Origin of the sequence: Dietzia sp. CW19 (assembly GCF_014145265.1) — a bacterium.
GTDB lineage: Bacteria > Actinomycetota > Actinomycetes > Mycobacteriales > Mycobacteriaceae > Dietzia > Dietzia natronolimnaea.
Genome location: NZ_JAALEE010000304.1, coordinates 1 through 7,034, shown reverse-complemented (window position 1 = coordinate 7,034; position 7,034 = coordinate 1). Strand labels below are relative to the sequence as shown.

Sequence of the window (7,034 nt, the reverse complement as noted above, 5' to 3'; positions counted from 1 at the left end):
CACCGGAAGCGGGACGTGCGCGCCGGCCGCCATCGCCGCCGGATGCGCACGCCGGATCCGCAGTGCTTCACGGACCAGCGCGAACTTGGGGTGCCCGCCGCGGGCCACCGCGCCGGACCGCAGGGGCTCGTAGTCCACGAACCGGCGGTTGTCCGGGTCGACCAGCGAGTCCTCCCACACCTCCGTGCCCTGGTAGACGTCGGGGACCCCGGGGGACAGCAGTTGTGTCGCCTTGGCGATCAACGAGTTGTCACGCCCGGCGGGGGCGATGCGGTCGACGAACGGGGTGAGCAACGCGCCGCCCGAGTCGAGCAGGGTGTCGATCCACCGGTGGGCGGCGGACTCGAAGTCCGCGTCCTGATCGGTCCAGGTGGTGTGCACGGCGGCCTCACGCAGGGCCTTGTCGGCGTAGTCGTGCAGGCGGGACCGCAGGTCGTCGGCGGGATCGTCGCGCTCCGGCCACACCCCCACGATCACCTGGAGCAGGAAGTACCCCGCGTCCTCGGCGGGCGGGGGGAACGTCCGGAACACCTCGGAGACCAGATCCGCCCACTCGTCGGGCAGCTGGGAGAGGACCGAGATCCGGGCGCGCACGTCCTCGCCCCGCTTGGTGTCGTGGGTGCTGAGCGCCGTCATGGCCAGGGGGGAGGCGAGCGCGCGTTCGGCCATCGCGAGGTGGAAGGCCTCCACCTGCATGCCCATCCGCCCCGGTGAACCGCCGACCTCGTTGAGCGAGACCAGCCGGCCGAGCCGGTAGAACAGGCGGTCCTCCTCGGCCTTGGCGGTGGCCGCACCGGTCACCTGCGCCAACCGGCTCGAGGCCTCGGCACCACGGGCCAGAGCCCCGGCCACGAGACCCAGCACGGGAGCCAGTTCGGGGCGGTCGCGGTGCAGATCGTCCAGTATCGCGGGCAGGGTCCCGCGGAGGACGGGATAGTCGGCGCGATAGGCGGGCGTGCGCTCGATCACCGAGACCAACGCCTCGCGGAGGAGGGCCTCCTCGTCGTCACCACCCGTCACGACACTCGGCTCCCCGCCGAGGGCGGCCTCACGCCGCACCGCGCGGGTCAGGCGGCCCAGTTCGGGGGCGAGGTCCTCCAGGACGATCTGCCGCTTGAGACGGGCGGACTGATCGTGGACCTGCTCCTCGTCGCCGGGGCCGCCGCAGTACCGGGAGGCCAGCTCGGTCAACCGCGCCTGTCCGCCCCGGTCCACCAACATCTGGTCGATCAGCCGGAGGGCGTCGTATCCCGTGGTCCCGTCGACGGGCATGGCGGGCTCGAGCACTTCGGAGGGCGCGAGGATCTTCTCCACCAGCAGCCACCGGTCCTCGCCGGCCAGCCCGCGGAGCCGCCGGGTGTAGCCCACGGGATCGGCGAGACCGTCGGGGTGGTCGACCCGGATGCCGTCGACCAGATCCTCCTCGCACCAGCGGGCCACCTCGGTGTGGGTGGCGTCGAAGACCGCCGGGTCCTCCTGGCGCAGCCCGGCCAGCCCGGTCACGGTGAAGAACCGCCGGTAGCCCAGGAGCGGCTCCCGCCAGTGGACCAACCGGTAGTGCTGGCGGTCGTGCACCTGTTGCGCGGTCCCGCCCCCGGTGCCGGGGGCCACCGGGAAGCGATGGTCGTAGAAGTGCAGCTCGGCCTCCGCAGCGTCCGTGTCGGAGGTGTCGGTGTCTGTGGCGGTGTCGGTGGGGGTGACGACGACGAGCTGGTCGACGTCCTCCGGTGAACCCAACACCGGGATCGCTATCCGGCCGTCCGCCCCGTTGGCGGGCTCGGTGTCGAAGTCGAAGTAGGTGAAATACGGCGACTCCGGGCCCCGGCGCAACGCATCCCACCACCAGCGGTTCGCCGCCGGACGGTCCACACCCAGGTGGTTGGGGACGATGTCCACCACCAGGCCCAGGTCGTGCTCCCGGCAGGCGGCCCGCAGCGACCGCAGTGCGCTGATCCCGCCGAGCTCCGCTGCGACCGTGGTCGGGTCCACCACGTCGTACCCGTGGGTCGATCCGGGGGTGGCCTCGAGGATCGGCGACAGGTACACCGATCCCACGCCGAGGTCGGCGAGGTAGGGGACCAGGGCCTCGACGTCGGCCAGGACGAACCCGCGGCCGTCCGGGTCGGACGCGGGCGTCCGCAGTTGGATGCGGTAGGTGCTCGCCAGGGCCGTACCCCTGCGCAGCGGCCCGGTCCCGGTCAGATCCGCGGCGGTCACGATCAGGTGACCTTGCGCAGCACGATCGTGCCGCGATCGGCCACCGTGATCGTGTCGTCCGACCCCAGCTCACCGGTGCGCTCCTCGAGGTGGACCGCGGTGTCCAGGACGACCTCCCAGCTCTCGGCGTACTCGGACCCCAACAACGAGAACTCGATGGGCTCGTGGTGGGCGTTGAACAGCAGGAGGAACGAGTCGTCGACGATCCGCTGGCCACGCTCGTCGGGTTCGTGGATGCCCTCACCGTTGAGATAAACGGCCAGGGACTTGCCGAAGCCGGAGTCCCAGTCCTTGTGGGTCATCTCGGACCCGTCCGGGCTGAACCAGGCGATGTCCTGCGGGTCCTCGTCGTCGCGGAGAACGGTGCCGAAGAACCTGCGCCGGCGGAACACCGGATGGTCCTTCCGCAGTCGGACCAGGGTGCGGGTGAACTCGAGGAGGTCTTCCTTCTCCTCGTCGAGGTCCCAGCTCATCCACGCGATCTCGTTGTCCTGGCAGTACACGTTGTTGTTCCCGCCCTGCGTGCGGGCGATCTCGTCACCGTGGGCGATCATCGGCGTGCCCTGCGACAGGATGAGGGTGGTCAGCATGTTGCGCCGCTGCCGGTGGCGCAGACGCAGCACCTCGGGGTCGTCGGTGGGTCCCTCGACCCCGCAGTTCCAGGAGCGGTTGTGGCTCTCGCCGTCGTTGCCGTCCTCGCCGTTGGCCTCGTTGTGTTTCTCGTTGTAGCTGACCAGGTCGTTGAGGGTGAAACCGTCGTGGGCGGTGACGAAGTTGATCGAGGCGGTGGGGCGACGTCCGGTGTTCTCGTACAGGTCCGAGGAGCCGGTCAGGCGGGAGGCGAACTCGCCGAGAGTGGCGGGCTCTCCCCGCCAGAAGTCGCGGACGGTGTCGCGGAACTGCCCGTTCCACTCCGTCCACAGCGGCGGGAAGTTGCCCACCTGGTAGCCGCCCTCGCCGACGTCCCACGGCTCGGCGATCAGCTTGACCTGGCTGACCACCGGGTCCTGCTGGACCAGATCGAAGAATGAGGACAACCGGTCGACGTCGTGCAGCCCCCTGGCCAGGGCGGAGGCGAGATCGAACCGGAACCCGTCGACGTGCATGTCGAGGACCCAGTACCGCAGCGAGTCCATGATGAGCTGCAGGGAGTGGGGGTGCCGGACGTTGAGCGTGTTCCCGGTGCCCGTGTAGTCCATGTAGTGCTGTTCGTCGCCCTCGACCAGACGGTAGTACGCCTGGTTGTCGATCCCGCGGAACGCGATGGTGGGTCCCATGTGGTTACCCTCCGCGGTGTGGTTGTAGACCACGTCCAGGATCACCTCGATGTTGGCGTCGTGGAACGCCTTGACCATCGCCTTGAACTCGCTCACCGCGTCACCGGGCTTCTCCGCGAACGCGTACTCGTTGTGCGGGGCCAGGAAGCCGAAGCTGTTGTACCCCCAGTAGTTCCGCAGCCCCATGTCGATCAACCGCTGGTCCTGCATGAACTGGTGCACCGGCATCAACTCGATCGCGGTGACGCCGAGGTCGGTCAGGTAGTCGATGATCGCCGGGTGGGTCATGCCGGCGTAGGTGCCGCGCATCTCCGCCGGGATGTCGGGGTGCGTGGCGGTCATACCCTTGACGTGGGCCTCGTAGATCACGGTGTTGTGGTACTCGTGCCGGGGCGCGCGGTCGTTGCCCCAGTCGAAGTAGGGGTTGATCACGACGGTGGTCATGGTGTGACCGAGGGAGTTCTCGGTGTTCCGTCGACCCGGGTCGTCCAGGTCGTAGCTGTGCAGGCTCGGGTGGCCGTCGAACTCCCCGTCGAAGGCCTTGCCGTACGGGTCGAGCAACAGCTTGGAGGGGTCGCAGCGCAGACCGTTCTCGGGCTCGTACGGCCCGTGCACCCGGAAGCCGTAGCGCTGCCCCGGGGTCACCCCGAACAGATAGCAGTGCCAGATATGACCGTCTACCTCGGTGAGCTCGACGCACTGCTCCCCGCCGTCGCGGTCGATCAGGCACAGGTCGACGCGCTCGGCCACCTCGGAGAACAGCGCGAAGTTGGTGCCGGTTCCGTCATACGTGGCACCGAGGGGGAAGGCGGTGCCAGGCCAGGCACGGATGAGCTCTGGGGCGGACTGCTGCGCGTCGTCGTTGGTCACAAGGCCCAACAGTAGTGCGTTCCGGGGCGGGAGCCGCTGTGCCGGGCCCCCGGCGGTCACCACCAGCCGGTCGCGGGCCCCATCTGCCTGGCCAGTTCGCCCGACGCGGACCGGACCCACGACCCGGAGAGGTGGTGGGAATCGTGGTAGACGATCACGTTGCCCACCACGACCGGGCAGTTCGCCGGGTCGCACAGGCCGTCGGTGAGGTCGATCAGTCGGACCGAGTCGATCCCGGCCCCGGCGAGCCCGGCCGGGTTGATCGGCGCGATGGACCGCTCCCGGGGCATCCCGCACTCCTCGGGGGTGCCGCCGTCTCCCAGACAGTCCCCGGCCCGGATCGGGCCGCGGCCCTGGTTGAGCCACGGGGTGTCCCGGACGGCGATCACGCCGATGCCCTGCTGGTCGAGTGCACGCCACAGGTCCACGTACTGGCGCGGGGTGACGTCCGGGCCCACGACCCCCACCGGCCGGGTGGCGGTGGTGAACACGAAGTCGGGTGCCAGGCCCACGAGGGCGGCCAGGGCGGCGGGCGTCCACTCGGCGCAGCTCTCGTACAGCAACTCGTCGCTGTCGGACACCGAGGCGTCCAGGGTCAGCGGGCACCCCATCTTGAGCACCGTGACCACCCGGAAGCCGTAGTGTCGGCCGACCTCGTCGAGGCCGCTGATCCAGTGCTCGGCGTGGGAGCCACCCACCAAGGCGATGGTGCGCGGCGCGGTGACGTCGCCGTACACGCACATCTGCACCTCGGCCGACTCGAAGTTCGAGATGCAGCCGTCCAGGGTGCTCACGGGCAGGTCGTTGCCCACCTGCAGCAGTGAGGGGACGTAGTCGGCGTCCTCGGGGACCGGGATGCCGTCGAAGAAGGCGCGGGCCCCGGGGTGGTCCGGGTCGGTCAGTGAGTCGACATAGGGCACGGCCGAGCGGGAGGCGGACGTGGCGGTCCACCATCCGACCGTCCCGAGGCTGGCCACCGCGGCCACCACGACGAGGGCGGTGGCCTGGACGAAGCGGCGCTGATCGCGCGCGTTGCGTCCGGACCCCTTGCGGAGCGAGTCACGCTTCTGGGCGGCGGGGGTGGACCGCCCGCGTGCCCGGCTGGCCATCCGCAGCGGTCGCTCGACGTACTTCTCGGTCAACAGGGCGAGCACCACGGAGACCGCGACGATCGCCAGCCCCGACACCAGCGTGATCTCGGCCTGCCGGTCGTAGGAGAGCCAGAGGATGAGGAGCGGCCAGTGCCACAGGTACAGGGAGTACGAGATGTCGCCCAGGCGTCGGAACACCCGCGCGGACAGCAGCCAGGTGACCGGGTCCCTCCGCGGTGTCGCGCGCTCGCCCTCGGGGAGGTTGCCGCCGAGGATGATCAGCAGGGCCCCGCCGATCGGGTACCAGGCCAGGGGGCCGGGGAAGTAGGCGGCGCCGTCGATCACGAAGCCGCAGCTCACGATGAGCGCCAGCCCGGCGACGGTGCTGAGCATGCGCAACGGCCACGGCAGCACGATCCCCGCCAGCAGGATCGCCACGAGACCACCGACGAGGAGCTCCCACATCCGGGCGCCGGTGTCGTAGTAGTTCCAGGGCTGGTTGACGGCCTGCCCGTAGGCGGACCACCACACCGAGGCCGCGGTGCCCACGGCCACCACTCCGAGGAGCATCCACTTGGGCGAGCCGCCCCGCCCGATGAGCCGCCACATCGCGGTCAGGCCCAGGACGACGCCGAGGGCGACGAGATAGAACTGGCCCTGCACCGACATGGACCACAGGTGCTGCAGCGGCGAGATGGTGGCGTCGGCCGCCGCGTAGTCCTGGGAGGTGAGCGCGAGCTCCCAGTTCTGGTAGTACAGCAGCGAGGCGAGGGTCTGTTCGAAGATCGCCGACCACTGGGTAGGGGGCTTGATGAGGATCGTCCCCACGACGGTCGCGGCCACCGTGACCACCAACGCCGGGTACAGCCGACGGACCAGTCGCGTGAGATGGGGGATCGGGTTGAGGGCGGTGCGCCCGTCCGAGGCGCCGCGTAGGAGCGATCCCAGGAAGAAGAACCCGGAGAGGGTGAGGAACACATCGACGCCGCCGGAGACGCGGCCCATCCAGATGTGGAACACCACGACCAGTGCGATGGCCAGCCCGCGGAGCCCGTCGATGTCGTGCCGGTAGGCCATCTTCCCTCGCCGGCGGCGAGCAGGCGAGATCGGAGTGCTGGTGGCCACTGGCGAGTACTTCCTGACGGGTCGTCCGGTCTGTGCAGGCGCCCCGACTCTGCGAGCGCGTGCACCGAAGAGCATGGCGGAGCCGCGTCCGATTACACCACAGACGGTCGACAGCGCCCGCGTTGGTACAGTCCGGCCCATGCTCAGCTCGCCGATCCGCGCCGTGGGGACCGTGTCGGGAGTCGTCGGTCCGGCCGTGGTCGCGCTGCTGGTGTGGATCGTGGCGGCACCCCGCTCGGAGTTGCTCTCGGTGGGCGGCGGGAGGGGGTTGCGGCTCCCGGAGTCCGGGACGGACGGCGGCAGCCAGCTCCTGATGTTGATCGTCCTCCTCGGGGCGGCCGTCGTGTGTGCGGTGCTGACCTTGTGGCACCGTCACCCGGGCCTGCGGAGGCCGGGTGGCGTCACCGTCCTCGTGGTGCTTCCGGGGCTGACGTGTGCGGTCGCCGCGGCGGCC

General features: G+C 70.1%; 3 protein-coding genes and 1 pseudogene. 1 reads left to right on the top strand and 3 read right to left on the bottom strand.

The window, feature by feature from the left end; all coding sequences use genetic code 11:
• The 3 genes from treY to G6021_RS09630 form a co-directional block, all read right to left on the bottom strand.
• On the bottom strand, positions 1–2,217 hold a 2,217-nt coding region (treY, locus tag G6021_RS09640; protein WP_182641165.1), incomplete at its 3' end, for a malto-oligosyltrehalose synthase.
• A 2-nt stretch (positions 2,218–2,219) separates the two neighbouring features.
• The gene (glgX, locus tag G6021_RS09635) at positions 2,220–4,364 is read right to left on the bottom strand and encodes a glycogen debranching protein GlgX (protein ID WP_182609854.1); all 2,145 of its coding nucleotides are present in this window, start codon (positions 4,362–4,364) and stop codon (positions 2,220–2,222) included.
• A gap of 56 nt (positions 4,365–4,420) precedes the next feature.
• Positions 4,421–6,580, bottom strand: coding sequence for an acyltransferase family protein (locus G6021_RS09630; RefSeq protein ID WP_182609853.1), 2,160 nt, complete (start codon positions 6,578–6,580; stop codon positions 4,421–4,423).
• A 139-nt stretch (positions 6,581–6,719) separates the two neighbouring features.
• Here G6021_RS09630 and G6021_RS09625 point away from each other — a divergent pair.
• Positions 6,720–7,034 (top strand): annotated as a pseudogene (locus G6021_RS09625) (hypothetical protein); the annotation flags it as partial.